Here is a 26088-nt window from a genome sequence, read left to right on the forward strand (position 1 = left end):
CCGGTCTCCGACGCCACGCCCTGAGCCCGGCCCCTCAGCGTGAAGGGTGTCAGTGAACAACTCCCCGGCTTTGGCCCGCCGACTCGGCACGTTCGATGCTTCGCTTATCGGCTTGGGTTCCATGATCGGCGCTGGGGTGTTCGCAGCTTTCACCCCGGCCGCTGCCGCCGCGGGATCCGGACTGCTGATCGGCTTGGTAGTGGCTGCATTCGTAGCCTTCTGCAATGCCACGTCGTCTGCCCAACTCGCTGCCAGATACCCGACCTCCGGCGGTACCTACGTCTATGGACGGGAACGCCTGGGACCGTGGGCCGGGTTCCTTGCCGGCTGGGGTTTCATCATTGGCAAGACTGCCAGCGCGGCTGCCATGGCAATGACGTTCGCGGCCTATGCCGCACCGCAGGGGTGGGAACGCCCGGTGGCGATTGCCGCCGTCGTACTTCTGACAGCGGTGAACTATCACGGGGTGTCCCGGACAGCTGGGCTGACCCGTGTCTTGGTGATCGTGGTGCTGGCGGCACTGGCCATTGCTGTCACCGCAGTGTGGGGTGGGTCAGGGCCCGACTTTGGTGACTTTGCGGGGGAGAGGCTGCTGGCGGAGGGCTGGTACGGGATCCTGCAATCCGCAGGGCTGCTGTTCTTCGCATTCGCCGGGTATGCGAGGATCGCGACCATGGGCGAGGAAGTCCGTGAGCCCAAGCGCACTATTCCCAGAGCGATCGGCATCGCCTTAGGCATCACGATTCTCATCTACGCCGTTATTGCGGTGACACTGCTCGCGGCACTCGGCCCGGAAGGTGTGGCGGCTACCCCCACACCGCTGGCTGATGCAGTGGACGCAGGAACCTTGGCGTGGGCCTCGCCTGTTGTTCGTATTGGGGCCGCCGTTGCCTCGCTGGGTGCCCTGTTGGCACTGGTTGCCGGACTCGGCCGCACGAGCCTGGCGATGGCCCGCGAACACGACCTGCCGAACTGGCTCTCTGCCGTGCACCCGAAATACAAGGTGCCCCATAGGGCCGAGGTAACTCTTGCCGTGGTGATCTGCCTGATCATTGCCGTGGCCGATCTTCGCGGGGCCATCGGCTTCTCGTCATTCGGTGTGCTGCTCTATTACCTGGTGGCGAACGTCGCTGCCTTCACCCAGCCAGGCGAGGATCGTCGCTACCCGAAGTTCCTGCAGGTGGCCGGTGCGGTTGCGTGCGTTGTTCTTGTCGCGACGCTGCCGCCGTTGTCCGCCGGGCTGGGTGTGCTGATGTTCGTTGTTGGTATCTCTTACAGGGTGATCCGTCTGCGGGTCAGCCGCTAGGCGGCTGAGCGGGCGGGAACCGGCAAGAATCGGCGGATTGCAACAGCCGAGACCACAGCGATAACGCCAGTGAACAGCCACGGCGAGGCGGCCGCCGTCGACGTTTGGTCAGCAAACTCGTATAACGGTGCCATGGCCGTGTTGCCGATCAGCACCATGGCACCTCCGCAACTGGCGAGGAGTCCGTAGTAGGCGCCGGTGGGGCGGCCGCCCGCGAAGTCGAGGACGAGCCGCATCGCCGTGGGAGTCGCGCACATGTTCCCCAGGCACAGGCCTGTGACGAGTGCCAGTGCCGGCAGAACCGGCAGCGAGGCGATGGGTGGCTGAGTAGCAAGGATTGCGACGGCGGTGAATCCTGCGGCTTTCAGACTGAGGCCTAAAGTCAGGGCGTTGCGCTCGCCGAATCGGCGCATGAGCTTGGCGACGGGCCACTGCAGTGTGACTGTCAACAACGAGGCGTACGCGAAAACCAAGCCGAGCGTGCCGGCGTCTAGACCGTTGCGTCGCAGCTCCACCGGGAGGCCGAAGTACAACTGATTGTGCGCCAGCAGGCTGACACTGAAGAAGCAGGCGAACGCCACGAAGCGCTTGTCGCGCAGGCAGGCCAGGAGCTGGTGTTTGGGGACTGCTGCGTCAGTTGGCTGTCCGCTGTGGTCGGCGCGTGGCAGGAAGCGCCAGAAGACGAAAGCCATGACCGCGAAGATGGCCGAGGCGACGTAGAGGGAGACTTCGAAGCCGAAACCCAGGAGCAGGCTGCCGAGCAGTGGGCCAGCCACGGCGCCGAATTCGCCGACGATGACCAGCGAAGCGAAGAGGGTTGGCCGGTGTTTCCCGGACGGTTCGCGTCGTTCCTCGGCTGCGGCGACCAGGCTTTCGAGCGCGGGCGAGAACAACGCGCCACCGACGCCGGTGACGATCGCACCCGCGAGGAAGAGACTGAAATTGTCGGCCGCCGCCAACAGCAAATAGCCACTGACCCGGACTATGCACCCGGCGACCATGGTGTAGCGGGCGCCCCAGCGATCGGAGATGGCACCGCCCACCAGGAACATCCCTTGCTGTGCGAAGGTCCGTGCTCCCAGGACGACGCCGATGGCCACCGCACTCATGGCGAAGTCGTTGGCCATGGTGAGGGCAATGAACGGCACCACAGAGTAGAACCCGATGTTGAAAATCAGCTGGCTGGAGAGCAGGAGCTTCGGGTTGGGCCTGGCTGGCCGTTCCACAGTCTGGAGGGGTGTCTGGGTGGAGCTGGTGGCGGGTTTCATGAACGGCTTTCCTTGGCGGCAGGCACGTTCGAGATTATCAATAATCGTTCTCGTTTACTCCTGTGACGACTCGCGGCGTCTCTGGCTAGGGCACGACTCCACCTGGGGGTAGACGGGTGGAGCCGTGCCGTAGTGCCTCCTACGCCAAAGCGGGTGGGGCTCCCGCCGGACACCGGGACTCCCGCTTCGGAGGCACAAGAGGAGACTATGGCCCGTTTCCCGGCACTAGGTGGCAAATCCGGGCAACTAGGTGCCGTCAGTGGAGAAATTAGGTGTTGGTGCGGAAGAAATAGGTGGTGGCGGGGAGCGCCTAGGTGGTGGCCGCCCGGCCGCTTGGCTTAGATGCCCGACTCACCCGCGTCGCCCGGCTCACACGGTTTGCGAAGCCGATCACCGCCTGCACCGCGAGGCGAAGAGTGACGGTGACGCTGACGACAATGAGGGAGATGGCGAACCCCCGCGCCATGGCCGGCGCCCAGATGCTCAGCAGCACGTCCCACGGCACTGAATCCGTGCTGGCCAACCAAAAGACAGCAACACCCATGGCACAGAGCGCCAGCGTCAGAGGTCCCGCGATGAACGTAGTGGCAGGACCAGTAGCGGGATTTACCAGGCAGAGCACGGCTGACACTGAAGCCCAGCACAGCACCGTTGTGCTTACCCAGAGGAAGTCGGCGTGGGAGGCGGCTTCCGCGGTCCTGATGGGACTGATCAGCAAGAGCTGCGACACGAGGAAAATGCTCCCTGCGATGCCTGCCACCAAGCCCAGGACCAAGGGCAACCAGAACGAACTGCCGGGAGCCTTAAGGTGAGGACGACGCTGGGAGTCAAGGCCGCCGTCGTCGTTGTTGTCGTTAAAGTACATCCAGCCACGGGCTTCACGTCCACGGAAGAACTGTCCATAACAAGCCGCGATGGTGGCTGTGATGCCCAGCACCAAGGCAACGCCGATTCCCGGCCACTCGTCGTAGCCGTACTGGATCCACAATGCGGCGCCCACCCATCCGAAGTTTGTGAGGGCAAGGTCCAAGCTGTCGGCCATCCAGGTGGTGACCACAAAAGTTGCGGTGCTGAGCAATGCCACAGGCAGCCAGAAATGCCGGGGACGCCTGGCCAGGACTGCCAGGGGGAGACCTATACTGGCGAAACCCGCGCAGATGAACACTGTTCCGAGCCCGGCGATGATGGGAGCGATCAACGTCATGGGATCCACCGGTGCTGAAACGTCCTGCCCTATTCCCGCGAACGACAGGACTTGCCCCAGCGCCAGGCCCACGGCAACACCGACGGCAACCCTGAAGACACCCGGCAACCCGTGCCCCGACAGTGGAACCCCCGCACTCCGGGCCGAATGAGGGGATACCGCCGGATAGGCCCCCGCTAACGCAACCGCGAACCGTGATCGCCAAAGATCAAGCCCGACGGTAAAACCGAGGAGCGATCCCGTCACCACCGCTGAAGCCCAGATGCCACCCAATACGACGCCGGATCCCATCAGCAGCGCGGTGGCGGTTCCCACCACCAAGGGACCGAGAGTCCCGGCGAGGGCACCGGCGCTCAGCGAGCGGAGGAAGTCGCTGGTGGCGGCTTTACTCGGAGCATTGAGGACAGCAAACCTCGCTTCGCGTGTCGGGTGGCGCATGCGCAGGCGCCGTATCCACGTGGCGGGGGTGCGGGGTCCGAGGAGTCCCAAACTGGCGCTGACCTTCCCGTATGAGCCCTGCGCGGCCCGCAGGTCGGCATCATGCTCACGTGACCTGAGCAGCGCAGCTGTCACAATCTCCACCACTACAGCCAGAAGGACCGCACGCCAGAGGTAGTACGGAAGCAGCGAAGGCCCTTCCCATATGGCGCCGGCGACGGGAACGAGAAGCACCACCAGGGTCACGTACCACGAGCTCCGAGCCAGCCACGCCAATTCAACGTCGCGGTGACGGATATGCGCGAACTCATGGAGAACGACGCCGTCGGCCGGTCCGGGCCGTACAAGCAGACCGACAATTTTTGGCGGCAGGGCAACCGCCGTTGAGCCGGGCCTGCCGAAGGAGAAAGCATCTCCCATTCGTGCCGGACCGATGAATAGCTTCGGTACACGACGCAGGCCGGCCTCGGACGCCAATTGGCCGAAACGTTCCACCACCGCGCTGTGCTTTGGCGCGGGCACCTGCAGGGCGCGCCGCCGTCGAATCACTAGTGGAACAACAAACATGACGGCCACGGCAAACACTGCCATGACCCCCGCTCCGGCCAGAGACCACAGACCCCGCCTGATCTCCAGCGGCGCCGTGCATTGCTGTTGCTGGGCGAAATCCAGGGCCAAACACTTACCCAACTCCTGGACCCATTCCCTGCCAAGGACCACGTTGTGCATCCATGAGCCCACAAACAAGCCGACCGCCAGAAGCGCAGCAATGAAGAGAACATACAGGCCAGTGGTGGGTGCGGGGAGGGCGAGTACGTTAACCCGGCGACGATCAACTGCTGGCGCCAACGGCTTCTGGTCCATGCTGACCGCCTTCTAAGGGTTGGAGAGCTACCTGCTGAGGACCCCGAGGATTGCGTTTCCCAGCAGATCTGCCTTGGTTTCGTCGAGGCCAAGCCGTTTGGACTGCTCTTTTGCGGCGGCGAAGACGCGGTCGCGCTGTTCCGCGGTGAGTTCGATCGCTGCACTGCTGGAATCCTGTGGGGAGCCCAGCCGCAACACCCTGCGAACGGCTCCCGTCACTGCGGGTTTGGCGGCGTCCTTCACCGCGTCCTTGGCCACGTCGCGGAGCAAGTCACCGAGGAAACCGATGATGAACTGGGCCACGGCGAGGGCAAAAGGTGCCAGCAAGGCCAGCTCCAGGCCGAAACCAACGGCCTCATCATTCCTGGCCGGGTTCAGAGTGGATTCGGGATCCGCGTAATACTCGTCGGCGACTTCGTCGAAGGTGAGCAGTTCATCCGGGGCGGCCCGCTCGATCATCAGTCGGGCCAGTTCAGTGCTCACATCACGTGTCTCGCCCATTGGGATGTCCGTGCCAAGCTCTCCCATGGTGCCCCCTTGGTGAGAATCGAACAGACTCGGAGGTCTGCCGTGGGACACATTGTCCGCCTGACGATGGGGGACCACAAGACCATTGGCCCGGGCCGTCGAGCTTCGCTTTTCGATCCGCGGAACGGAGCCGCTGATCTGGCGTCAACTGGCCCGGCGACTAGCAACCGAGCGGAAGAATGGTGCCGCGCCAAGTGGCTAGTGCGGTGCGGTTGCGCTCGGGGAGGTCGGCGGCCTCGATGAACTCGTGAAGGTCCAACCCGGCCAAAGCCGTCCTGAAGGCTCCTTCGGTGGTGGTCCCGTGGCGCTCGCAGAGTTCGTTGAGTAGGGATTCGGCATTGTTTCTGTTGCTGCTGGCAGCGCGGACGTCGCCGAGTCTTACGGTTTCGAGGTAGTCATCTACGATTTCCTCGGTGCCGGCGTTCACGGCCGACAGCAGAATCATGGCAATAATTCCGGTCCTGTCCCTGCCACCCATGCAGTGAAAAAGGACGCCGCCCGGCGCCGCGTTGAGTATGGCTGAGATAGCCGCCCCGGCTCGTTCGGGCATTTCATTGAGGTGCGGCAGGAAATACAGCGCCGTTCCCACCAAACCGTTGTCCCAGTAGTCAGCCCAGAACTCGGTGTTCTCAAGGCCGTCGAGATCCACGTTGATCGTGGTGAGCCAGGGTGGGCGTGTCCGGGTGTCCTTTTTACGTTCCCCAGGTTGCCGAAGATCGACGACGGTTCGGATGCCCGCCTCGTGGACTTGCTGCCAGCCATCGGGGCTTATCCGGTCCACGTTGTCGCTCCGGAAAAACACCCCGTGCGGCGTCAGGGTTCCGTCTGCACGTTCCAGACCGCCAAGATCCCGGGCGTTGACCAGACCATCAACCCGGAGCGCGCGGTCCTTCCTGCCAGACTCTTCCATGCCCCAAGTAAAGCAAAGCGGGCCCTACGCCCGTGCGTGCAACATGGGGGTGACCGCAGCCTCTCGGCCACGGTCACCCGCACGATGACTACTTCTCGCAGCCGACTCCGTCTCCGTCGCTATCGAGACCGTAGATGTCAGAACCGGTGACAGTCACAGGGCCTCGTACATATGCCGGGCCGTTGCCTTTGCCGCCAGCGCAATCGACGTCGGATGCAACAGGAACGCAACCAGAGTAGTTCGGATCGCAGTTACTTTGTGCCTGCGGCGCCGCCGGGACAGCAGCTTTGGGAACCAGCTTGGCAGCCGCGGCGTCAGCGGCCGCTCTGTCCGCTGCTGCCTTCTCGGCTGCTGCCTTTGCGGCCGCAGCTTGAGCTGCCGCTGCCTGGTCAGCTGCAGCTTTGTCAGCAGCTGCCTTATCCGCAGCGGCTTTGTCCGCTGCCGCCTTCTCAGCGGCAGCTTTGGTAGCCGCCTCAGCAGCTCGATCATCGGACAGTTTCTTGGCGGTCGCTGAGTCCAACCACGTTAATGTGCCGGCACGGTCAACCGCGCAGACGTACGTCTCGCCGGAAGAAGTTTGAGTCGCTTTCTCACTTTTGCAGGCCGTCCCAGCGACCTTGCTGGGTGTTGGCGATGGTGTCGCAGAAGGTGTTGACGTTGTGCTGTTCACCGAGCTGGCGCTTGTTGTCGCCCCCTGACCGCAGGCTGTGGTCATAGCCAGCATCGACGTGATCGCCACCAGCCCCAATGTCTTCCTGCGTTGAGTCCAGAAAGACTTGCCTGCTGTATGCCGGTTTTGGGCCGTGCGAATAGAACCGTTTTTCACTTATTGCCCCCTTGTAGATGCGCCGATGCGATGGCGCGTCCCGTGACCATAACATTCGGCGGAACGGCAAGGGGAGGGAAAGTTATCTATGACTTAGCGTGCTTCGCAGATGACAGGAGGCACACCAGACCTTCGGGCCCTACGCCCGCGCGTGCTTCTTCCCGCCGACACGTGTCGCAGCGGCACCCTCGCCCCGCTCCCCGGCAGTAACCGACCCCCCCCGTCCCCAAGCCGCGGACCGTCCACCCGGCACTCCGCCAGGCCTCAGCGTCCAGGACGTTTCGAGCGTCCAGCACCATCCGCCGTCGTACTAGGCCTCCCACAACGGAAGGCGACAGCGAGACGTATTCGTCCCACTCCGTCAGCAGCAGGACCAGTTCGGCGCCTTCGAGGGCGCGTTTTGTGTCGGCCTCGAAGCGGATTTGCGGGTAGCGGATCCAGGCGTTGTTGATGGCTTTGGGGTCCGTGACGGTGACGTGGGCGCCCGCGGCAGCGAGTTGTTGGGCGACGTCCAGGGCAGGGGAGTCGCGGATGTCGTCGGTGTCGGGCTTGAACGCTGCGCCCAGGATGGTCACCGTGCGGCCAGAGAGGAAGCCGCGGCACATCTCGCGGGCCACGTCCACGGCACGGGAACGCTGGTCCAGATTCACCGAATCAACCAGGGCCATCCACTTGTCCACGGACGGCACCGACAGTTCGCGGGCCTGCGCGCGGAACGACCGGATGTCCTTGGGCAGGCAGCCGCCACCGAACCCGAGCCCGGCGTGCAGGTAACGGTTGCCGATGCGCGGGTCCAGGCCCATCGCCTCGCTGAGCTCGCTCACGTCAGCGCCCGACGCGTCGCACAGCTCGGCCATCGCGTTGATGAAACTGACCTTGGTGGCCAGGAACGCATTCGACGCCGACTTGATCAGTTCCGCCGTCGCGAAATTGCAGACGAGCCGCGGAATACCGGCGCTGATCAGCGGTTCGTACACGGCATCCAGCACGGCGGTGACCGGTGCGCCGGCAGCGGCACCCTTGCCGCCCGGGACGCCGTAAACCAGACGATCGGGAACCAACGAATCCTTGACCGCAGTGCCCTGGCGCAGGAACTCGGGGTTCCAGCCGAGCAGCACATCGGAGCGTCGGGCCAGTATCGTGCGGAGCGTTTCCACCGTGCCTACCGGCACCGTCGATTTACCCACGACGGCGGCGCCCTTTGCCAGGTGCGGCAGGAGGCTCTTCGTGGCGCCCATCAAGTAGGAGAGATCGGCTGTGTCAGAAGTCTTGGACTGCGGGGTACCCACGCAGAGGAAGTGCACCTGGGCCTCGGCTGCGGTGGAGAAATCGGTGGTGAACACGAGGCGGCCAGTGGTGCGCCCGTCCTGAAGGAGCTCGTCCAAACCCGGTTCATGGAATGGCGCCACAGCTTTGTTGAGCTGTTCAACCTTGGAGGAATCGACGTCGATGCCCACCACACTGTGGCCCATCGAAGCGAGCGTTGCTGCATGGACTGCGCCGAGGTAGCCGCAGCCGATCACGGAAATCTTCATGAGGAGGGTCCTTTGCTTGAGGTGAGTTCTGTGGGCCCGTTTTCGCGGGAGAAGGAGGCGATGACTTCGGTGTAGTGCCGGACCAGGTCGGCGCTGAGCACAGGCCACGTCCGCCCCTGGACCGAGGCGGTTGCTGCCGTCGCGAACGCGCGGCGTTTGGCGTCGTCGCCCATCAAGTCCTGGACGTATGCCCTGAGTTGGGTGAGGTTTCCGGGCTCGTACAGCCAGCCGGTGCGGGAGTTTTCGACCAAGTCCAAGGGCCCGCCGCGTCCGGTAGCGACCACTGGAACGCCCGATGCCATGGCCTCCTGGATGGTCTGGCAGAAGGTCTCGAACTCGCCGGGATGAACAAAGAGGTCAAAACCCGCGACCGCCTCAGCCAGTGCATCCCCGCCGAGGAAACCCGTGAATACAGCGTCCGGCAGCTGAGCTTCCAGCGCCGCACGCTGCGGACCATCGCCCACAATCACCAGCTTCGTGTTGGGCAGATCAGCCAGCACGGCAAGATCCTCAACCTGTTTCTCCACGGCGAGCCGGCCGACGTAGCCGATGATCCGGTGACCGTCCGGCGCTACTGAGCTGCGCCACGCCGTCGAACGTTTGGCGGGGTTGAAGCGCGCGGTATCCACGCCGCGACGCCACATGTCCACGCGCAGGATGCCTCGCCCGCGCAACTGGTTCAGTGCGAATGTGGAGGGCACAAGGGTTCGGGTGGCCAGGAGGTGGATGTTGTCCACGCGGTTCCAGGCCCAGTTCTCCAGGAACGGCACGCCATAGCGGGCGGCGTAGCTGGGAACCTCGGTTTGGTAGATCGCCACGGTCGGGATGCCGAGTTGGTGGGCGGCCTGCACGGCGCGCCAGCCGAGGACGAAAGGGGAGGCGAGATGAACAACATCGGGGGAGAAATCGGCAAGGATTCGCTTGACCCGATTCACACCACCCAACGCAACCCGCACATTCGTGTAGCCGGCCAGCGGCACCGAAGGAAGCCGGTGCACATACGCACCCTTCTCGACGCTCGAAACATCAGTGTCCGACGTCGACGGCGCGATCACCATCACCTCATCCCCGCGCTCTTGCAGATGCTCCAACACCCGCAGGATGGAGTGGGTTACCCCGTTCATCAATGGCAGGAATGATTCGGCGACGATTGCGATCCTCACGCCTTCCACGGTGGTCGCGGCGGTTGGCGTGGCGGGTTCGAACGGGTGGCCTGTGGAGGAAGAGTTGGTTAACAGGTGGGGCTCCAGTTTGTCTCAGGGCGCGCGTAGACTCTGCTTCACCGACGCGCTGGGGCGTCATGACTTCTGGGGGTCTTGCCATGTTTGCTGCTGGGGATAATTCGCGCGCGCTTGGAGTACGACGGCGGCGCTGGGCGGCGGTGCGGTCAGTCGCTGTCGGTTTGGGCTTGGCGGTGTTGTTGGGAGCTTTCGGTTCGCCCGGATCGCCGGCTGTTGCTGACGCCGTGACGGACATCGTTCCTGTGGGCGACAAACCTGGTGCCATCGCCGTGAACCCTGTGACGAACAAGGCGTACGTTGCCTCATTCGAAGGCGTTTCGGTCATCAACGGAACGTCCGGCGGAGGCCTCCTGTACTCGGGAGACATGCCCGTGGACGTTGCCGTGAACTCGGCGACGAACAAGATCTACGTCAGCGAGATCGGCGGCTCGGTTGCTGTTGTAAATGGGGCTTCCGGTGCCGTGACGTGGGTTCCCGTGGGGGCTGAGCCAGGCGTTGTGGCGGTGAACGAAACGACCAACAAGATCTACGTGGCCGTGAAGACCGGCATCACCATCATTGATGGGGCTACGAACACGACCACCTCCGTGCCATTCGACGGAGGTGCGCAGGACATCCTGGTGAATTCCGTGACGGACAAGGTCTATGTTCAGTCCAGTGGCACCATCAAGGTCATCAACGCCAGCGGCAATCTCTCGTCAACGATCGTCATCGGCGCCGGCATCTTGGGCGCAGCGATGAACGAGACAACGAACAAGCTTTACATCACGACGATCAGCAGGTTCGGGCCACGGCTCTCCGTAATCAACGGCGCAACCGACACCAGTGGAGTGAGCCTCACATTCTCGCAGACCGTCGGTACCCTCGCGGTTAATCCTGGGACGAACAAGATATACGTAGCCGCAGACAGTGCTTCAACGGACGGCTTTGTGAAAATCATTGATGGGGCAACCTTCACGGAAGTGACCACCATCAGCACCGCCACGCGTGTCAGCGAGATCATCGTGAACCCCACGAGCAACAAGGTCTATGCGCCGACCAGCGGCGGTGGCACCGTCATCATCGATGGCCAGAGCAACAGCAGCTACGCCGTTTACACAGGCAGCGAGCCGGTCTCCGCTGCCGTCAACACCTCCACCAACAAGGCGTACGTCGTCAGCTACGGCACTGCTTCTGTACGGATCATCGACGGGACCGTGGAGCAGCCTGTCAAGAATGATTTCAACGGGGACGGGTTCACGGACGTTTTGGCTCGGGAAGCTTCCGGCGTCCTGTGGCTCTACCCGGGGGATGGCTCGGGCGGGTGGCTGAATCGCGTTCAAGTAGGGCAGGGCTGGAACATCATGACGGCTCTGGTTACTCCCGGCGACTTCAACGGCGACGGGAATGCCGACGTCCTTGCCCGTGATGGCGGAGGGCTGCTCTGGCTCTACCCCGGCAATGGCTCGAGTAGTTGGCTGCCTCGTGTGCAGGTAGGCATGGGCTGGGCTGGCATGACCGCGATCGAGTCCGTCGGGGACTTCAACGGCGACACGTTCGTGGATATCGCTGCCCGTACCGCCTCAGGCGTTCTGTGGGTGTACCGGGGTAACGGCTCCGGCGGTTGGCTGTCTGCCATCCAGGTGGGTACCGGTTGGAACGGAATGTCCGAGATGGCCGGCGTCGGCGACTTCAACAGCGACGGCACGCCCGATGTTGCCGCCCGGGACTCCTCCGGCGTGCTCTGGCTTTACCCAGGCAACGGCTCCGGTGGATGGCTGCCGCAGCGGGCTATTGGGCAGGGCTGGAACGTCATGAACTCGCTGCTTGGTCCAGGTGACTTCGACGGTGATGGACATGCAGACATCCTCGCGCGGAACGCCGCGGGTGAGCTGTGGTTGTATGCGGGCAGTGGGGGAGCTGCATGGCCCACGGCTTCCCGCGTGGGTACGGGGTGGGGCGGGATGACGGCGATTCTGTAAAGCAGGCGGCCAAAACGGGACGTGTCGACGTCATGGTTTGATGCCACCTTCCATTCACCACATCCAGTTGGCCTGTACTCCTTGACTTCTTCTCTTCCGTGGAGAGTGCTCAGGTCCGGGTCCCGGTAAGTGCACTGTTCACTCGCGGACTCAAGCGTCCCCACCCCGCGCCCGCTTCAGATCCTTCCGCAGCCCCCGATTATCAGCCCGGAGCTCCCGGTTGTCGTCAACCAGCCCCCGGTTGTCCTCCGTCAGCCCGCGGTTCTCCGCCTCCAACTCGAGCACCAGCTTCACTCCGGCCAGGTTCAGCCCCTCATCCAGGAGTGCGCCGATCCGCCGCAGGGTCGCAAGGTCGTCCTCGCTGTAACGCCGGGTGCCGCCGTCGGTCCTTTCCGGGGTGACCAGCCCTTTGCGCTCGTACTGCCTGATGTTTTGCTGCCCCGTGCCAACCAGTTCCGCCGCCACTGAGATCGCGTAGACGCCGCGAGCGTCCCGGCCACCGGCAGAGGTGCCGTCCGCCCCGGAAGAAGCCGGGCCGCCGTCGTGCGTCTCCGCAGCAGCGCCGTCCGAACCCGCCATCAAGAACCTCCGAAAATCTTCGAAAACCTACTTGCACCACTCTGTCTCTGGTGCTATAAAAAATCTATACCAGCCACCACAGATCAGGGAAGGCTGGGAGAACAACAAATCAGCATCACGACCAGAGGAGTGAGAACAAAATGCTGATGCGCACTGACCCGTTCCGCGAATTCGACAGGCTCGCCCAACAGGTTTTTGGCACAACAGCACGACCTGCAGGCATGCCCATGGATGCCTGGCAGGAGGGCGAGGAGTTTGTCGTTGCCTTTGATTTGCCCGGTGTGAGCCCCGACTCCGTCGACCTCGACGTCGAGCGCAACGTCCTCACGGTCAAGGCAGAACGGAAGTCGCCGGCCGGCGAGAACTCAGAGATGATCGCCGCCGAACGTCCGCAAGGCGTCTTCAGCCGGCAACTGATCCTGGGCGACACCTTGGACACCGAAGGCGTCAAGGCCAGCTACGACGCGGGCGTGCTTACACTCCGCATCCCCGTCGCCGAGAAGGCCAAGCCCCGGCGCATCGAAATCACGTCCAACGAACAACGTCAAGAGATCAACGCCTAATCCTCTGCCCTGCCGGAAGGCTTCCCCGGGGGTGGCCAACCGGCAGGGCGCCGACCGGGAACAACGGAGGCGGCCGCATCGGAATAGTTGGGCGCAGGCTTCGTGCCACGTCACAGCGTTTTTTAGCGCACATGAAAGCGGTCCCCGCCCGTCGTCTCCCGATTGATGGCCCCCGGTTCACCCCGGGGGCCATCCCCAAGTCTGCTGCAGGAAACCGGAACCAACCGTGAGCGATCAACCTGACCACTACGCCACTTTGCACGTGTCGCCGGACGCGACGACCCGTGAGATCGCCCGCGCCTACCGCACGCTGCTCCGGACCCATCACCCGGATACACGCCAAAAGGTCGACGACGGCGACACCACCTCCGCGGCCGACCTCCAGGAACTGCACGCCATCATGCAGGCGTACGTCGTTTTGTCGGACCCAGGAAAGCGGGCGGCTTACGATCAGGCGCGGCGGAGCGGTGTGCCCGCAGGAAGGCCCGGAACGCCGGTCAACGTGCGAGTCCATCGACACGAACCAGCGGCCAGCAAGGAACCAGGGCGTCCCCAGCCGCCCTTGTCTTTCGGGCCAACCCGTTGGGAGCCTTCATCCAGAACCCTCAGAACACCAAGGAGCCATTCATGAGTGCCTGGCGTCCCTACGACGGCCACATCATTCCCGCGTTCTACGAACGGTTCGAGAAACGCTGGGGGAGGGGAACGGCTCCATTCCTGGATCCCGAGGTCCACGAACAGCCGATGCCCCGTGCCCAGTGGATCAACCCGGATACCGGGGCTGCAGTTGCTGTGGTGCCCATCTGGACCGACGACCCCGAACATCGCTCATTTGGCGTGTTCTACCTCCCGCCGGCTGGGGACATCTGGATGCTCCGACCGGGCCCCACCACGTTCCTGGAACCCAGTGCAGGGGCCAGCGGGGAGCAGGTGACACTCCGCAACGACGCTTTCAAGAAGGCCGTCAACCACGCCAAGGAGTTCATCTACGGGCCCCAGCTCTAGCGGGCTCACCCGAGGGGTTGGCTCTCGGCCCTAAGCGAGCCCTCAAAGTGCTGAGATGTCGCCCCTCGGCGCTTGGAGCAAAAGCGGACGCATCCTGACCTCAAGTAGTCGTAGCCTGAAAGTACTGAACTCCCGACGAAGAGGACACAGTCATGACCGCGGCAAACCCGAGTATCAGCACAGTTCCCAGCGGCTACTCCAGCGTCAGTCCGTGGCTCATCACGCGTGACACCAACGCCCTCTTCGAGTTCATCACCGCAGCGTTTGGCGCAGAGGAGATCGACCGCGTCGTCGGGGAAGATGGCACCATCGGGCACGCGGAGGCGCGGATTGGCGACTCAGTAGTCCTCGCGTTCGATAGCCGGCCGCACTGGCCCGAAACGCCGTCGTACCTTCGCCTGTACACGCACGACGCCGACGCCGCCTTCCACGCCGCCCTCGCCGCGGGTGCCACCGCGGTTTCGGTCCTCGACAACAGCGCCTGGGGTGACCGGGGCGCCCGGATCCAGGACCCGTTGGGCAACGTCTGGTGGATCATGTCGCACATGGAGGACGTCTCCGACGACGAAGCGGCCAGCCGCTGGGACGCCCCGGAATACGCCGCCGGAATGGAGTACGCGGTCGAATCCCTCCGACGGCATATGACCGGTCAGCCGGATGCGCCGGTCCCGGATGAGGTCAAGGCGATGGCTCCGGTGACACGTACCGAAGGAGTCCCTGCCGTCCCGGCCGGATATCGATCCGTTGAGCCCTGGATAATCTCGCGCAGCACTCCGGAACTCCTCGATTTCATCACGGCTGCGTTCGGCGCCAAGGAAGCGTTTCGCGTCCCGATGGAGGATGGGTCGATCGGGCACGCTGAAGCCAAGATCGGCGACTCGAACATCCTCGCCTTTGATTCCCAGCCCGACTGGCCTCCTACTCCTGCTTTCCTGCGGGTCTACGTCGACGACGGCGATGCCGCCTTCGCTGCTGCCCTCGCCGCTGGTGCCACGGCAGTCACGAATATGACGGAGATGTTCTGGGGAGACGTGGTGGGCCGGGTCCGGGATCCTTTGGGAAATCTTTGGTGGATCCACTCCCGCGTTGCTGAGCCCACCGAAGAAGAGGCCTACGAGCGGATGATGGATCCGAAGTTCGTGAAAGCCATGGAGTACGTGTCGGGAGTGGACTTCTTCGCGAAGGGTTAGCTCTCGGCCGTAAAGCAACCACCCGCCGTCGTACTTCTCGCCGAGGGGTCAGCTCTCGGCACTAAGCGAGCCCCAAAGTGCCGAGACGTCGCCCCTCGGGGAAGGCGGGGAAGATCACGACCCAAAAGAAGGCTGGTGCAGCCTAAGGAGAGAATCCCGAGGCGGCTGCACCAGCTGCTAGTACGACTTTCTGTTATGAGTTGTGACACCTATCCATTGGCCGCTCCTAGTTCCCGGCTTCGATTGTTTCCGGGCCTTGCAAAGTCTGTGCAGGTGGGGGCGGAGCTGAGATGGTCGGTGAGGGCTCCGTGCCCCGGGAGAACACCTCCCATTTTACGGCGGCTTCGTGGAAAAAGCGCTGGAATTCGCGGTATTTCAGGGGCGCCTGCGGGGTGGGAGCGGCCTGCCGTGGCACGATAGATCACGATGAAACTGCGCGCTGATCAGACCGGAAACCGTGGCCTCCCGATGCCCCTTTGGCTGCAGGGTGGTTTGGAAGCGGCGCAGGCAGCGTTCATTTCGGCCATCGTTGTGGTGTTGCCGCTGGTGGGAGTGTGGGCAACCGATGGTTTCCAGGACCGGAACGTCGACTCCCTGGCCCGTTTGGGCGGCCAGGCGTGGCTGCTGATCCATGGTGTTCCGCTGGAGCTGGCGCAGGTCAATATCGGGACTGCGGCCCAGCCGGGGTCGGGTCTGCTGTCCCTCATTCCGCTGGGGTTGACGCTCATCCCGTTCCTGCTTGCGTGGCGTGCGGGTCGTCGGCTCGCCCGGGCCTCCTACACCGACCAACTGTGGCAGGCATTCCTCGGCGCTTTCGTTGTGTACGCCGCGTTCGGGGCAGCCACCGGCTTCGTGTGCCGCACCCCTGAAGTAGTCATCAACCTCTGGTTCGCCATGACCATCCCCCTGGTGTCCTTCGGCCTTGGCATGATTGTGGGCGCTCGCCGAGAGGCCGGTTCGTGGAGCCGACTGATCGGCGTCGACGCCGTTGCGTGGCTCGCCAAAACCAGCCAGCATTCGCGCTGGGCGGGCTCCTACGTGGGCTCGGCGTTGAAGGCCGGATTCGTCGCGGCGATGGCTTCGGTCTGTTTGGCCGCGGTCCTGCTGGCCGTCACCATCGTTTGGCACTGGACGGACATCATCGCCGTCTACGAAGGCATCCAGGCCGGCGCCCTCGGGGGAGCCGTGCTCACCATCGCGCAGCTGGGCTTCCTGCCGAACCTCGTCATTTTCGCTCTTTCATGGTCCACCGGCGCGGGCTTCTCGCTCGGCGTCGGCTCCACGGCGGGTCCGCTTGGTACGGCGGTCGGGCCGCTCCCGGCCGTTCCGGTCCTCGGTGCCCTCCCCGCAGGACAGCTCGACGCCGGCGCCATGGCACTCGCGCTGCCCGTCGTCGCCGGTATCCTCGCGGGCTGGTGGTTTCTCCGCGAAGGCGAGAACCACTTTGACGAGTGGCTCTCCATCAAGATCAAAGCCCGATGGTTCACAGCCGCCGCCTCAACCCTGTTCCTGGGTGTGTTCATTGGCGCCGTTGCGGGGCTCCTTGGTGGTGCCTTGGCGTGGATCTCCCGCGGTTCGGCCGGGATTGGGCGGCTCACGGAAATCGGACCCCACCCGCTGTGGACGGCAGTCTGGCTGGCCGCGGAAGTGGGTATCGGCGTCGTGATTGGCTACGCAGTGGGGCCGTGGCTGGAACGCAGCCAGAAGCAGCGCGAAGCGAACCTCGACGAAGCAGTGTACGACGACGAACACGCCTGAGCTGGTCCTCGTCCGTCAGCGCTGGGCAACTGCCGCGAACGGGGTTAGCGAAGCGGTCCCGGCATGGAGTTCTCGAGCTGCGTCAGGCACTGCGATTTGGCGGATTCCGTCAGCGCCCCGCGGGAGCAGTCCTGGTACTGGCTGACCTGGTTGAAGAAGAGCACCGACGTCAGGATGAGCAGGCACATCACGGCCGTGACCACCAGGCCTGAGATCGTCCCGAAGAGAATCAGCCGGGGGTGCTTGTACTTCAGCGTGCGGACCAGGACGACGATCCCCAGCACCATACCCGCGAGCGTCAGAATGGCGCTCAACCACACATAGTTCACGTTCAGGGAGAACACGAAGAACGCGCCCAACGCCGTCAAAAGGAATGCACGGAACAGGATCTGGGTCTTGCCGAGGGCGGACTTTTCGGCCTCGGAGCGGGGTTGCTGGCTCGGCTTGGGACCGACGTCGGGATTCATGTTTTCCAGCCTACGCGAGCCGCCCATAAGCTAGTGCAATGCGCATTGTTGTCCTCGTCTCCGGTACCGGTTCCAACCTTCAGGCAGTCATCGACGCCGTGAAGTCGGGTGAACTGGATGTCGAGATCGCCGCCGTGGGCGCCGACCGCCCCGACACGTACGGCGTGGAGCGCTCCGATGAGGCCGGCATTGAGACCTTCGTGGTCAACTTCAACTCGTTTGAAACCCGCGCTGAATGGGACACCGCCCTGCGCGACAAGGTGCTTTCCTACAGCCCGGACGTCGTGGTGTCCTCCGGATTCATGAGGATCGTCAGCGAAGACTTCATCAACGCTTTCGACGGCAAGTACGTCAACACACACCCCGCGCTCCTCCCGTCCTTCCCGGGCGCCCACGGAGTACGCGATGCCATGGCGTACGGCGTGAAGGTCACGGGCTGCACCGTTCACTGGGCCGACGCCGGCGTGGACACCGGGCCCATCATCGCCCAGGAAGCCGTCGCAGTGCTTCCGGAGGACTCCGAGGAAACCCTGCACGAGCGCATCAAGGTAGTGGAGCGCCGCCTGCTGGTCCAGACCCTGCGGGACCTCGCAGCCGCCCCCGCGTAGCGCGCCCCACCCAAGTAGCGCGCCCCACCCAACTGAGTAACAGCAAGTGTTCCACTCAGCCCTGAGTAGAGCGTTTGCTGTTACCTAGTTGGGTGGCAGGAACGAAAGGCTGTGGATAACTCCCCACGCTCCCGGCACATTTGCCAGCATGGGCTGATGAAGATCCCGCGGCCGCTCCCGGCAGACCTCACTGCGAAGCCCTTTACAAGGCAGGAAGCGCTCGACGCCGGAGTGTCAGGTGGGCGACTGCGTTACCGGGATCTGGACTCGCCAAGCCGTCAGATATATGTACCCGGCTCCGTTGACGAGTTGCAGTTGGCCGATCGCGCCAGACCCTTGACGTTGGTCACGCCGTTCTCCGCGGCTTCGCATGCGACGGCGTTCCTTCTTTGGGGGTTTCCCGGATTCCTCCCACGCAGCCATGAGCCGGGTATTCACATTTCGCGACCTGACACCGTCGGAATCCCGCGCCGCCGGGGCGTGATCGGGCATAGGGGACAGTTCTTCGAAGACGAGATCACCACTTTGGATGGAATGTACATCACCAGCCGGGCCCGGACATGGCTGGACTGTGCCCGGAGAATGGATATTGATGAGATCACTGTCGTGGCTGACCATCTGTTGCGTGTGCCCAAGCCGGAATTTGAAGGACGCAGTTCCCCGTATTGCACCATGGATGAGCTCGAAGAGATGCTTGACCGGCACTGGGGGACACCGGGTATGCGAAAGGCCCGCCCCGCCTTGGAACAAGCTTGCGTGGGTGCCGACTCCGCACCCAAAACGCGACTTAGGCTGGCGCTGAACAGGGCTGGGCTGCCCACAGCGGAAGTAAACGTGCCCACGGAACTGAGTCCCGGCGTCGTACGTCAACCGGACCTGGCGTATCGCGAACAGCGTGTTGCCGTGGAATACGAAGGTGAGGGTCATTCAGATCCGGAGCAGATTGTCCGGGACATAGCCCGTGAGGAAGACTTCAGCCGCGCAGGATGGACCTTGGTGAGGATCTCAAAGCGGCACATGGGCAACGACGCGAGGTCCGCCGTGGCCAAAGTGCGCAGGGCGCTCGAACAACGCGGCTGGGCTCCCAACTAGGTAACAGTAAACGTCCCACTGAGCGCTCAATGGGACGTTTACTGTTACCTAGTTGGGTTAGGAGAGGACGCGCTGCTTCGTCTCCGGGGCGAAGAACGCCATCCACAGCACGGACAGCAGCACCAGGCCGCCAGCCATCGCGAACGACTGCGCCAACCCGAACTCGGGCCAGAAGAAGGAGGCGAACACCAGCGGGCCGAAGCCGGCGCCGATGCGGGAGAACGTCGAAGCCCAGCCGAAGCCCGAGCCGCGAAGTTCGGTGGGGTACAGCTCGGACACGTAGGCATAGAGGACCGGAATGGCCACCTGGACCACGAAGCCGAACACCAGCAGCCAGAACACAGCAGCCGATGGCACATCCACCACGAACGCCACGATCACCAGCGTCAGCGCGGACAACGGACCGGTGATGGCAAGGATCCACTTGCGTCCCACCCGCTCCACCAGCAGCGCTGCCACCACCACGCCCAGAAGTCCGACGGCGGCCATGCTCGCCGTCGTGACGAACGCCTTGTACTCCTCGAATCCGGCGCCGATAAGAATGCGCGGCATCCACGTGAGGGACAAGTAATAGACCAACAGGATGCTGAAGAACAGGGCCCAGGCCGCGGTCGTAATCTTCCAATTGAACTGCCAGATCCCGCGCAACTGTGCCCACGCGCTGCCGGGGGAGAGGCGCGGTGCGGCCTGAGGCTCGGGCAAACTGTATGCGCGGGGCTCGGCACCGGTGGCTTCCACCAGACCGTCAATCACCGCCGCCGCCTCTTGCCGTCTACCCGCTCGAATCAAGAACAGCGGAGATTCCGGCACCGAACGCCGAACCCAGAAAACGAGCAATGCGGGCAACACCATGATGAGCATCGTGAGCCGCCAATCGCCGAAGGCAGCAACCAGGCCGGCGGAGACGAAACCACAGAGCGCAGCACCGATCGGCCACCACCCGTCCATGGCCGTCAGCACCTTGCCGCGTTGTTTCCGGGGAGTGAACTCACCCACCAGCGCGTAATCCACGGGGATGCAGCCGCCCAAGCCGAAGCCGGCCATGAAGCGGAAGATGCAGAACCACACGATGTCCGGCGCAAAAGCACCCAGGACCGTGAAGATGCTGAAAATCAGGAGGGTCGCTGTGAAGGCTTTCTTGCGGCCAATGGTGTCGGCAATGGTGCCCCACGCGAACGCACCCACGGCCATGCCGATCAGGTTGGCCGTGCCGATCCACGCAGCGTCAGTCGGTTGCAGCGACCAGTGCTTGGACAGCAGTGGTATCAGGATGCCGTTGAGCGTGACATCCCAAGCGTCGAACATGAACCCGAGCCCGCCGATCAGGAAAATCCGTCCCTGGACCTTCCACCGCCATGGCAGTTCCTGCACAACTTGCTCGCCGCTGGGCACGGCTGTGTATGTATTCATTGGGCCTCCTGCATGCAACTTTATGCGTTGTGCACCGAGCGGAAGTCCGCGTTACTTCTGGTTCTCGATTGCCCTTCGGAGGAAACCACCGGCTTCCTCCAACGCACCCTTGGCCTGACCAGCCTCGATACCTGTCAGGAGCACCAAAATAGCCGCCTTCACGGAACCACCAACGGCGTCCAAAGCAGTGGCAGCTTCTTGGGCCGACACTCCGGTGGCGTGCTGGACCGTCCGCTGCGAACGGGCGAGCAACTTCTCGTTCGTCGCCCGGAGATCCACCATCAGGTTTCCGTAGGTCTTGCCGAGCTTCACCATCACCAAAGTGCTAATCATGTTGAGGACAAGTTTCTGGGCGGTACCCGAGTTCAGCCTGGTCGAGCCCGCAATAAACTCCGGACCTACGACAACCTCAATCGCCGCGTCCGCCAGGTGACTCACGGCCGAGCCCTTGTTGCACGCCAGCGACGCCGTAAACGCACCCCGTTTCCGCGCTTCTTCCAGCGCACCGATCACGTACGGCGTCCTGCCGGAGGCGGTAATACCCACGACGGCGTCTGCTTCCGTCACGTTGATGTCGTGCAGGTCGCGCGCGCCAGCCGTTGCGTTGTCCTCTGCGTACTCCACCGGATGTTGGATGGCTTTGGTGCCGCCCGCAATAAGTCCGACGACGAGACCCGGCGGGGTGCCGAATGTCGGCGGGCACTCGCTCGCGTCGAGCACACCCAACCGTCCGGCCGTTCCCGCTCCCACATACAAAAGGCGCCCGCCGCGCTGGAGTCGCTCCGCAACGGCGTCGACCGTTTGAACTATCGCCGGGCTCGCAGCCTCAACGGCAGCATGTACTCCTGCACTGTGGGCAAGCATCGCCGAAACGAGTTCTTCAGTCCCCAGGATGTCCAGATTGTCCAAACCCTCGGCAGTGGCCTCGGTCGCCAACCCGGCGAGTTCCGTGCGCAGGCCCGCAAGTTTGTCGGCGTCAGTCGGGCCAGTTTGTTCCGTCACGGTGGATGTACCTTTCCTGGATGAGCCCGCGGCGCGTCGCAGCGAGGGCAGCACCATCCAAGCCATCGCCGAGCGGCGCCACCACCTCAATCCCAGCCGAAGCGAGGGACTTCCGCAAGAGCGCCGCGAAGAACTCCGATCCCACCACTCCACCCAGGAGCGCCACGCGCGGCGTGCTGCCGCGCTCACCACTGGACGCGAGCTTCACCGTGTGGGTCAGAATGCGGCACGCCTCGCCGATGATGTCATGCGCGACGGCGTCACCCGCCTCCGCTGCGTGCAGAACCAGCGGCGTGAACCGGGCCATCGCACGGTACGGGTTTTCGCTGGCAGCGAGCCAGCCCGGGAGCATCTCCGGCGACTCGACCAGGGCGCCGGCCGCGGCCGACAACGAGGTGGCGGGGCCGCCGTCGTGCGCTTCAAGAACTGCCTGCAGACCTTGCTGGCCAATCCATCGTCCGCTGCCGCGGTCGCCAAGGTAGGGGCCCCAGCCGTCGGCCCGGTGCAGGACTCCGGCTTCGTCGAAACGGAACGCCACGGCGCCGGTCCCCACGATGAGCGTGGTGCCCGGAGCGCCTTGGAGAGCCCCGAGCTGGGCGGCTGTCGCGTCTGAAAGGACGGCTGCGGGGACACTGAATCTCTGGGCCAGCATGGTGGCGAGTTCCCGGGATTTTTCGGCGGATGCTTCGACGCCGGCCACTGCGGCGCCGATTCCTGTCAACGTGCTGACGGGGAGACCGGGCGGCAACAAGCTGACCGTCTCGAGGAGCAGCTCGAACGCCAGCGTGGGCCCGTTGTCCACGTGCACGCCGGGGAAGCCGTGCTGGTCGGCCGCGCCCAGCAACTCGCCGCCGCTGCGCAACTCCACGCGGCAGCGGCTCTTCCCTACATCGGCAACAAGAACGACCTCGGTGGCTTCCATGGATCAACCCTATGTTGTGAGGCCCGTTCTGCAGGGCATGGGTCTCGCTTTGCCTGCAGAGTGGGCCTCGCAGTGGGTGGGCTTGGTGTTGTGAGGCCCGTTCTGCAGGGTATGGGTCGCGCTTTGTCTGCAGAGTGGGCCTCGCAACGCGGGCGCAACTTCTGTGGAGGAACAGTCGCAGCGCCCCCAGGGGCCAAATCTGTGGATAACGCAACACCGCCGACCGTTTCCGGCAAGCATGGTCCATTGCTGAAACCCACGCCCCTGCCGTCGGAGATCGACCCGGATGGCTTCCTTGTCCGAGATGCGTACGCGGCTGGCGTTCCCCGCGGGAGGTTGCAATCGGCGGGCCTCGTCACACCCAGCCGGGGAATCCGGCTCAACCGAAGCGATAGCCCCAACGTGGCGCTACTTGCACGACTGCATACGGCCATCACTCCCAGATGTGCGGTGAGCCATGTAACCGCGGCGCTCCTCTGGTCGATCCCACTTCCGATCTATCTGGAGGAGGAGGGCAACAACGGCGTTATCCATGTGACGCGTCGACACGAGATTGGGCGGGTTAAGCGTCGCGGTGTGGTGGGGCATCGGGCGCCGCTCTTGGCCAGGGATGTTCGTGTTGTGAACGGGGTCCAACTGACGTCGCCCGAGTGGACCTGGATGGATTTGGCCCGGCAGATAGGGCGGTCTTCGCTTGTGGCCGCCGGAGACTTTCTGTTGGCCCGGGAGAATCCGTTGTCCTCCATTGAGGCGATCCAGGAAGTCATTAACCGGCGACCGAAGGTAAAGGGAATCAGGATGGCCCGGGAGATACTGCCGTTGCTGCGCGTTGGAGTCGATTCTCCGCAGGAATCCCGGCTGCGGTTGAAAATCGTCGACGCCGGCCTGCCGGAGCCAGCGGTCACGCAGCCGATCTTTGATGAGCATGGCAGGTACATATCCACGCCGGACCTCCAGTACAAGGAATACAAAATTGCCATGGAGTATGAGGGGGACCATCACCGCTCCGATCCCGTGCAATGGGGTAAAGACATCGAACGTGACGATCGGCTTCGGGCTATGGGATGGATCGTGCTCAGGTTCTCCGATGTCCAGATGAAAGGTGGATGGGCCAACGCGGAACGTAAGGTTCGCGATGCGTTGGTGTCGCGCGGGTGGCGAGGCCCGGCGTCGTAATTCTCACGTACGGGTTGATTAGTGCGGAGTGGGCCTCGCATTGCAGGGGGTGTGTTTGTGGGGCCTGGTGTGCAGGGGTTGGGCGGGGTGTTGGGTGTGGAGTGGGCCTCGCATTGCAGGGGGTGTGTTTGTGGGGCCTGGTGTGCAGGGGTTGGGCGGGGTGTTGGGTGCGGAGTGGGCCTCGCATTGCAGGGGGTGTGTTTGTGGGGCCTGGTGTGCAGGGGTTGGGAGGGTTGATGGGTGCAGAGTAGGCCTCCCAATGCAAGGGGTGTGTTTGTGGGGCCTGGTGTGCAGGGGTTGGGGAGGGTTGATGGGTGTGGAGTGGGCCTCGCAACGCAGGGGGCGGGATTTGTGGGGCCTGGTGTGCAGGGGTTGGGAGGGTTGATGGGTGCGGAGTGGGCCGCGCAACGCAAGAGCCCCCAAAGACGCAAAACGAGCCATCGAGCGAAACGCGATAAACTCTCCGTATCCCACACCCGCGACACCACCCGCGACTTCTACGCGAACTAAGACGGAGACTTTTGTGAGCTTGACGCAGCTTGACCGTGTTCCCATCCGCCGTGCACTGATCTCGGTTTACGACAAGACGGGACTGGAGGAGCTCGCGAGGGGCCTGCACGCAGCCGGCGTTGCCATTGTTTCCACCGGCTCCACCGCCAAGAAGATCGCCGCCGCAGGCATCCCGGTCAAGGAAGTCGAAGAAGTCACCGGCTCCCCGGAAATGCTGGACGGCCGCGTCAAGACCCTGCATCCGCGCGTGCACGGCGGCATCCTGGCCGACCGCCGCGTCCCGTCCCATATGGACACCCTTGCGGGCATGGAGATCGAAACCTTCGACCTCGTGGTGGTGAACCTGTACCCGTTCGTCGAGACTGTGAAGTCCGGCGCAGCGCAGGACGACGTTGTTGAGCAGATCGACATCGGAGGCCCCGCGATGGTGCGTTCGGCCGCTAAGAACCACGCCGCCGTCGCCATTGTCACGGACCCCAACTTCTACGGCGAAGTGGTTGCCGCAGCACAGGAAGGCGGCTTCGACCTGAACACCCGCCGCCGCCTGGCTGCCAAGGCCTTTGCGCACACGGCCAGCTACGACAATGCTGTTGCTTCCTGGACCGCCAGCCAGTTCCTGGACGAAGACGGCGACGGCATCATCGACTGGCCCGCCTACGCCGGCCTGTCGCTGGAACGCTCCGAGGTCCTCCGCTACGGCGAAAACCCGCACCAGCAGGCGGCTCTCTACGTGGACAAGGCTGCTCCGGCTGGCATCGCCCAGGCCGACCAGCTGCACGGCAAGGCCATGAGCTACAACAACTTCGTCGACGCCGATGCCGCCCTGCGCGCTGCCTTCGACTTCGCCGAGCCGGCTGTCGCGATCATCAAGCACGCCAACCCTTGCGGTGTAGCTGTCGGTTCGGCCGACGCTGCAGACCCGATCGCCGACGCACACGCCAAGGCCCACGCCTGCGACCCCGTTTCCGCCTTCGGTGGCGTCATCGCTGCAAACCGCACCGTCACCGCAGGCATGGCCCGCACGGTTGCCGACATCTTCACCGAGGTTGTCATCGCCCCGGACTTCGAGCCCGAAGCCGTGGAGATCCTTTCCAAGAAGAAGAACATCCGCCTCCTCGCCCTGCCCGAGGGCTACGGCCGCTACCCCTCAGAGATGCGCCAGGTTTCCGGCGGCGTCCTGGTCCAGATGAGCGACAAGGTAGATGCCGACGGTGACAACCCCGCCAACTGGACCCTCGCTGCCGGCGAAGCCGCCGACGAAGCAACGCTCGCGGACCTCGCCTTTGCCTGGACCGCTTGCCGCGCTGCCAAGTCCAACGCCATCCTGATCGCCAACCACGGTGCAGCCGTGGGCATCGGCATGGGCCAGGTCAACCGCCTGGACTCGTGCCGCCTGGCCGTCGAGCGCGCCAACACGCTGGGCGTGACGGTAGAGTCCGACGTCGAAGGTGCCGGCGGCGCGTCCAACACCAGCGGTTCTGACGCACCTGAGCGCGCCCGCGGCGCCGTTGCATCCTCGGACGCGTTCTTCCCGTTCGCTGACGGCCTGCAGATCCTGATCGACGCCGGTGTCCGCGCCGTCGTCCAGCCGGGCGGTTCGGTCCGCGACGAGGAAGTCATCGCCGCAGCCAACGCTGCAGGCATCACGATGTACTTCACCGGCGCACGCCACTTCTTCCACTAGAAGAAGAGCCCGCCAGGGCCCTGGCACAAAGAACCACAACG

General features: G+C 63.9%; 24 protein-coding genes. 11 read left to right on the forward strand and 13 right to left on the reverse strand.

The window, feature by feature from the left end; genetic code table 11:
• Positions 1-52: 52 nt before the first annotated feature.
• Positions 53-1306 carry an APC family permease gene (locus tag QEH68_RS06060; RefSeq protein WP_280627341.1) on the forward strand — a complete coding sequence of 418 codons (1254 nt, stop codon included), beginning with the start codon at positions 53-55 and terminating at the stop codon, positions 1304-1306.
• On the opposite strand, the gene QEH68_RS06065 is transcribed toward QEH68_RS06060, so the two are convergent.
• The 8 genes from QEH68_RS06065 to QEH68_RS06100 all read right to left on the reverse strand — a co-directional run bounded on the left by QEH68_RS06065 (position 1303) and on the right by QEH68_RS06100 (position 10042).
• Positions 1303-2574, reverse strand: a complete 1272-nt coding sequence (locus QEH68_RS06065; RefSeq protein WP_280627343.1) for an MFS transporter — start codon at positions 2572-2574, stop codon at positions 1303-1305. The two genes, QEH68_RS06060 and QEH68_RS06065, sit on opposite strands and share 4 nt — an antisense overlap.
• 310 nt (positions 2575-2884) lie before the next feature.
• Complete coding sequence (locus QEH68_RS06070) at positions 2885-5080, reverse strand: M48 family metalloprotease (RefSeq protein ID WP_280627345.1); 2196 nt, start codon at positions 5078-5080, stop codon at positions 2885-2887.
• 27 nt (positions 5081-5107) lie between these two features.
• Complete coding sequence (locus tag QEH68_RS06075) at positions 5108-5563, reverse strand: hypothetical protein (protein WP_280627348.1); 456 nt, start codon at positions 5561-5563, stop codon at positions 5108-5110.
• Positions 5564-5768: 205 nt separating this feature from the next.
• Positions 5769-6518 (reverse strand): tyrosine-protein phosphatase, encoded by a 750-nt coding sequence (locus QEH68_RS06080; RefSeq protein ID WP_280627350.1) that lies wholly within the window; start codon positions 6516-6518, stop codon positions 5769-5771.
• 88 nt (positions 6519-6606) lie between these two features.
• Entirely contained in the window at positions 6607-7038 is a 432-nt protein-coding gene (locus QEH68_RS06085; protein ID WP_280627352.1) for a hypothetical protein, read from the reverse strand.
• Positions 7039-7108: 70 nt separating this feature from the next.
• Positions 7109-7414 carry a hypothetical protein gene (locus QEH68_RS06090; RefSeq protein ID WP_280627354.1) on the reverse strand — a complete coding sequence of 102 codons (306 nt, stop codon included), beginning with the start codon at positions 7412-7414 and terminating at the stop codon, positions 7109-7111.
• A gap of 16 nt (positions 7415-7430) precedes the next feature.
• Complete coding sequence (locus QEH68_RS06095) at positions 7431-8879, reverse strand: UDP-glucose/GDP-mannose dehydrogenase family protein (RefSeq protein WP_280627356.1); 1449 nt, start codon at positions 8877-8879, stop codon at positions 7431-7433.
• Complete coding sequence (locus QEH68_RS06100) at positions 8876-10042, reverse strand: glycosyltransferase family 1 protein (protein ID WP_207596710.1); 1167 nt, start codon at positions 10040-10042, stop codon at positions 8876-8878. Before QEH68_RS06100 ends, QEH68_RS06095 begins: the two co-directional genes overlap by 4 nt.
• A 218-nt stretch (positions 10043-10260) precedes the next feature.
• Here QEH68_RS06100 and QEH68_RS06105 point away from each other — a divergent pair, with 218 nt between their 5' ends.
• Positions 10261-12081: an FG-GAP-like repeat-containing protein gene (locus QEH68_RS06105; protein ID WP_280627358.1), complete on the forward strand. Its 1821-nt coding sequence runs from the start codon at positions 10261-10263 to the stop codon at positions 12079-12081.
• A 150-nt stretch (positions 12082-12231) separates the two neighbouring features.
• On the opposite strand, the gene QEH68_RS06110 is transcribed toward QEH68_RS06105, so the two are convergent.
• On the reverse strand, positions 12232-12660 hold the full coding sequence (locus QEH68_RS06110) for a MerR family transcriptional regulator (RefSeq protein WP_280627360.1): 429 nt from the start codon (positions 12658-12660) through the stop codon (positions 12232-12234).
• Between the two features lie 140 nt (positions 12661-12800).
• On the opposite strand from QEH68_RS06110, the gene QEH68_RS06115 reads away from it, so the two are divergent.
• The 5 genes from QEH68_RS06115 (at position 12801) to QEH68_RS06135 (ending at position 17176) form a co-directional block, all read left to right on the forward strand.
• Complete coding sequence (locus tag QEH68_RS06115; protein ID WP_207596713.1) at positions 12801-13223, forward strand: HSP20 family small heat-shock protein; 423 nt, start codon at positions 12801-12803, stop codon at positions 13221-13223.
• Positions 13224-13449: 226 nt separating this feature from the next.
• Positions 13450-13854 carry a J domain-containing protein gene (locus QEH68_RS06120; RefSeq protein ID WP_207596714.1) on the forward strand — a complete coding sequence of 135 codons (405 nt, stop codon included), beginning with the start codon at positions 13450-13452 and terminating at the stop codon, positions 13852-13854.
• Positions 13851-14228, forward strand: coding sequence for a hypothetical protein (locus tag QEH68_RS06125; protein ID WP_207596715.1), 378 nt, complete (start codon positions 13851-13853; stop codon positions 14226-14228). Before QEH68_RS06120 ends, QEH68_RS06125 begins: the two co-directional genes overlap by 4 nt.
• A gap of 152 nt (positions 14229-14380) precedes the next feature.
• Positions 14381-15418 carry a VOC family protein gene (locus QEH68_RS06130; RefSeq protein WP_280627365.1) on the forward strand — a complete coding sequence of 346 codons (1038 nt, stop codon included), beginning with the start codon at positions 14381-14383 and terminating at the stop codon, positions 15416-15418.
• Positions 15419-15844: 426 nt separating this feature from the next.
• Complete coding sequence (locus QEH68_RS06135; RefSeq protein ID WP_280627367.1) at positions 15845-17176, forward strand: DUF6350 family protein; 1332 nt, start codon at positions 15845-15847, stop codon at positions 17174-17176.
• Between the two features lie 44 nt (positions 17177-17220).
• Here the strand turns inward: QEH68_RS06135 and QEH68_RS06140 are convergent, their stop codons facing one another.
• Positions 17221-17670, reverse strand: coding sequence for a hypothetical protein (locus tag QEH68_RS06140; RefSeq protein WP_280627369.1), 450 nt, complete (start codon positions 17668-17670; stop codon positions 17221-17223).
• Positions 17671-17681: 11 nt separating this feature from the next.
• Between QEH68_RS06140 and purN the strand changes: the two genes are divergently transcribed.
• Both purN and QEH68_RS06150 read left to right on the forward strand, forming a co-directional pair.
• On the forward strand, positions 17682-18251 hold the full coding sequence (gene purN, locus QEH68_RS06145) for a phosphoribosylglycinamide formyltransferase (RefSeq protein WP_280627371.1): 570 nt from the start codon (positions 17682-17684) through the stop codon (positions 18249-18251).
• Between the two features lie 156 nt (positions 18252-18407).
• Positions 18408-19343, forward strand: a complete 936-nt coding sequence (locus QEH68_RS06150) for a hypothetical protein (protein ID WP_280627374.1) — start codon at positions 18408-18410, stop codon at positions 19341-19343.
• A 57-nt stretch (positions 19344-19400) separates the two neighbouring features.
• Here QEH68_RS06150 and QEH68_RS06155 read toward each other — a convergent pair whose 3' ends face one another.
• The 3 genes from QEH68_RS06155 to QEH68_RS06165 are packed head-to-tail and all read right to left on the reverse strand — an operon-like array spanning position 19401 to position 22677.
• Positions 19401-20753, reverse strand: coding sequence for an MFS transporter (locus QEH68_RS06155; protein ID WP_207596721.1), 1353 nt, complete (start codon positions 20751-20753; stop codon positions 19401-19403).
• A gap of 51 nt (positions 20754-20804) precedes the next feature.
• Positions 20805-21755 carry an N-acetylmuramic acid 6-phosphate etherase gene (murQ, locus tag QEH68_RS06160; RefSeq protein ID WP_280627377.1) on the reverse strand — a complete coding sequence of 317 codons (951 nt, stop codon included), beginning with the start codon at positions 21753-21755 and terminating at the stop codon, positions 20805-20807.
• A complete protein-coding gene (locus QEH68_RS06165) occupies positions 21730-22677 on the reverse strand; it encodes a BadF/BadG/BcrA/BcrD ATPase family protein (protein WP_280627379.1) in 948 nt (315 codons plus the stop codon). The genes murQ and QEH68_RS06165 overlap by 26 nt, the downstream gene beginning before the upstream one ends.
• A gap of 450 nt (positions 22678-23127) precedes the next feature.
• Between QEH68_RS06165 and QEH68_RS06170 the strand changes: the two genes are divergently transcribed.
• Together QEH68_RS06170 and purH are read left to right on the forward strand one after the other, a co-directional pair.
• Positions 23128-23853: a DUF559 domain-containing protein gene (locus QEH68_RS06170; protein WP_242703550.1), complete on the forward strand. Its 726-nt coding sequence runs from the start codon at positions 23128-23130 to the stop codon at positions 23851-23853.
• Positions 23854-24376: 523 nt separating this feature from the next.
• A complete protein-coding gene (purH, locus tag QEH68_RS06175; protein ID WP_280627382.1) occupies positions 24377-26047 on the forward strand; it encodes a bifunctional phosphoribosylaminoimidazolecarboxamide formyltransferase/IMP cyclohydrolase in 1671 nt (556 codons plus the stop codon).
• Positions 26048-26088: the final 41 nt, after the last annotated feature.

The sequence above is a fragment of the Paenarthrobacter sp. OM7 genome (assembly GCF_029873575.1).
In the GTDB taxonomy this organism is placed as follows: domain Bacteria; phylum Actinomycetota; class Actinomycetes; order Actinomycetales; family Micrococcaceae; genus Arthrobacter.

What these genes read in the sequence shown, in the direction of transcription:
- QEH68_RS06130 (WP_280627365.1), top strand. Translation starts at nt 14,381, where the DNA reads ATGACCGCGGCAAACCCGAGTATCAGCACAGTTCCCAGCGGCTACTCC.
- QEH68_RS06140 (WP_280627369.1), bottom strand. Translation starts at nt 17,670, where the DNA reads ATGGGCGGCTCGCGTAGGCTGGAAAACATGAATCCCGACGTCGGTCCC.
- QEH68_RS06110 (WP_280627360.1), bottom strand. Translation starts at nt 12,660, where the DNA reads ATGGCGGGTTCGGACGGCGCTGCTGCGGAGACGCACGACGGCGGCCCG.
- QEH68_RS06080 (WP_280627350.1), bottom strand. Translation starts at nt 6,518, where the DNA reads ATGGAAGAGTCTGGCAGGAAGGACCGCGCGCTCCGGGTTGATGGTCTG.
- QEH68_RS06165 (WP_280627379.1), bottom strand. Translation starts at nt 22,677, where the DNA reads ATGGAAGCCACCGAGGTCGTTCTTGTTGCCGATGTAGGGAAGAGCCGC.
- QEH68_RS06070 (WP_280627345.1), bottom strand. Translation starts at nt 5,080, where the DNA reads ATGGACCAGAAGCCGTTGGCGCCAGCAGTTGATCGTCGCCGGGTTAAC.
- purN (WP_280627371.1), top strand. Translation starts at nt 17,682, where the DNA reads ATGCGCATTGTTGTCCTCGTCTCCGGTACCGGTTCCAACCTTCAGGCA.
- QEH68_RS06135 (WP_280627367.1), top strand. Translation starts at nt 15,845, where the DNA reads ATGAAACTGCGCGCTGATCAGACCGGAAACCGTGGCCTCCCGATGCCC.
- QEH68_RS06115 (WP_207596713.1), top strand. Translation starts at nt 12,801, where the DNA reads ATGCTGATGCGCACTGACCCGTTCCGCGAATTCGACAGGCTCGCCCAA.
- QEH68_RS06095 (WP_280627356.1), bottom strand. Translation starts at nt 8,879, where the DNA reads ATGAAGATTTCCGTGATCGGCTGCGGCTACCTCGGCGCAGTCCATGCA.
- QEH68_RS06155 (WP_207596721.1), bottom strand. Translation starts at nt 20,753, where the DNA reads ATGAATACATACACAGCCGTGCCCAGCGGCGAGCAAGTTGTGCAGGAA.
- QEH68_RS06065 (WP_280627343.1), bottom strand. Translation starts at nt 2,574, where the DNA reads ATGAAACCCGCCACCAGCTCCACCCAGACACCCCTCCAGACTGTGGAA.
- QEH68_RS06125 (WP_207596715.1), top strand. Translation starts at nt 13,851, where the DNA reads ATGAGTGCCTGGCGTCCCTACGACGGCCACATCATTCCCGCGTTCTAC.
- QEH68_RS06150 (WP_280627374.1), top strand. Translation starts at nt 18,408, where the DNA reads ATGAAGATCCCGCGGCCGCTCCCGGCAGACCTCACTGCGAAGCCCTTT.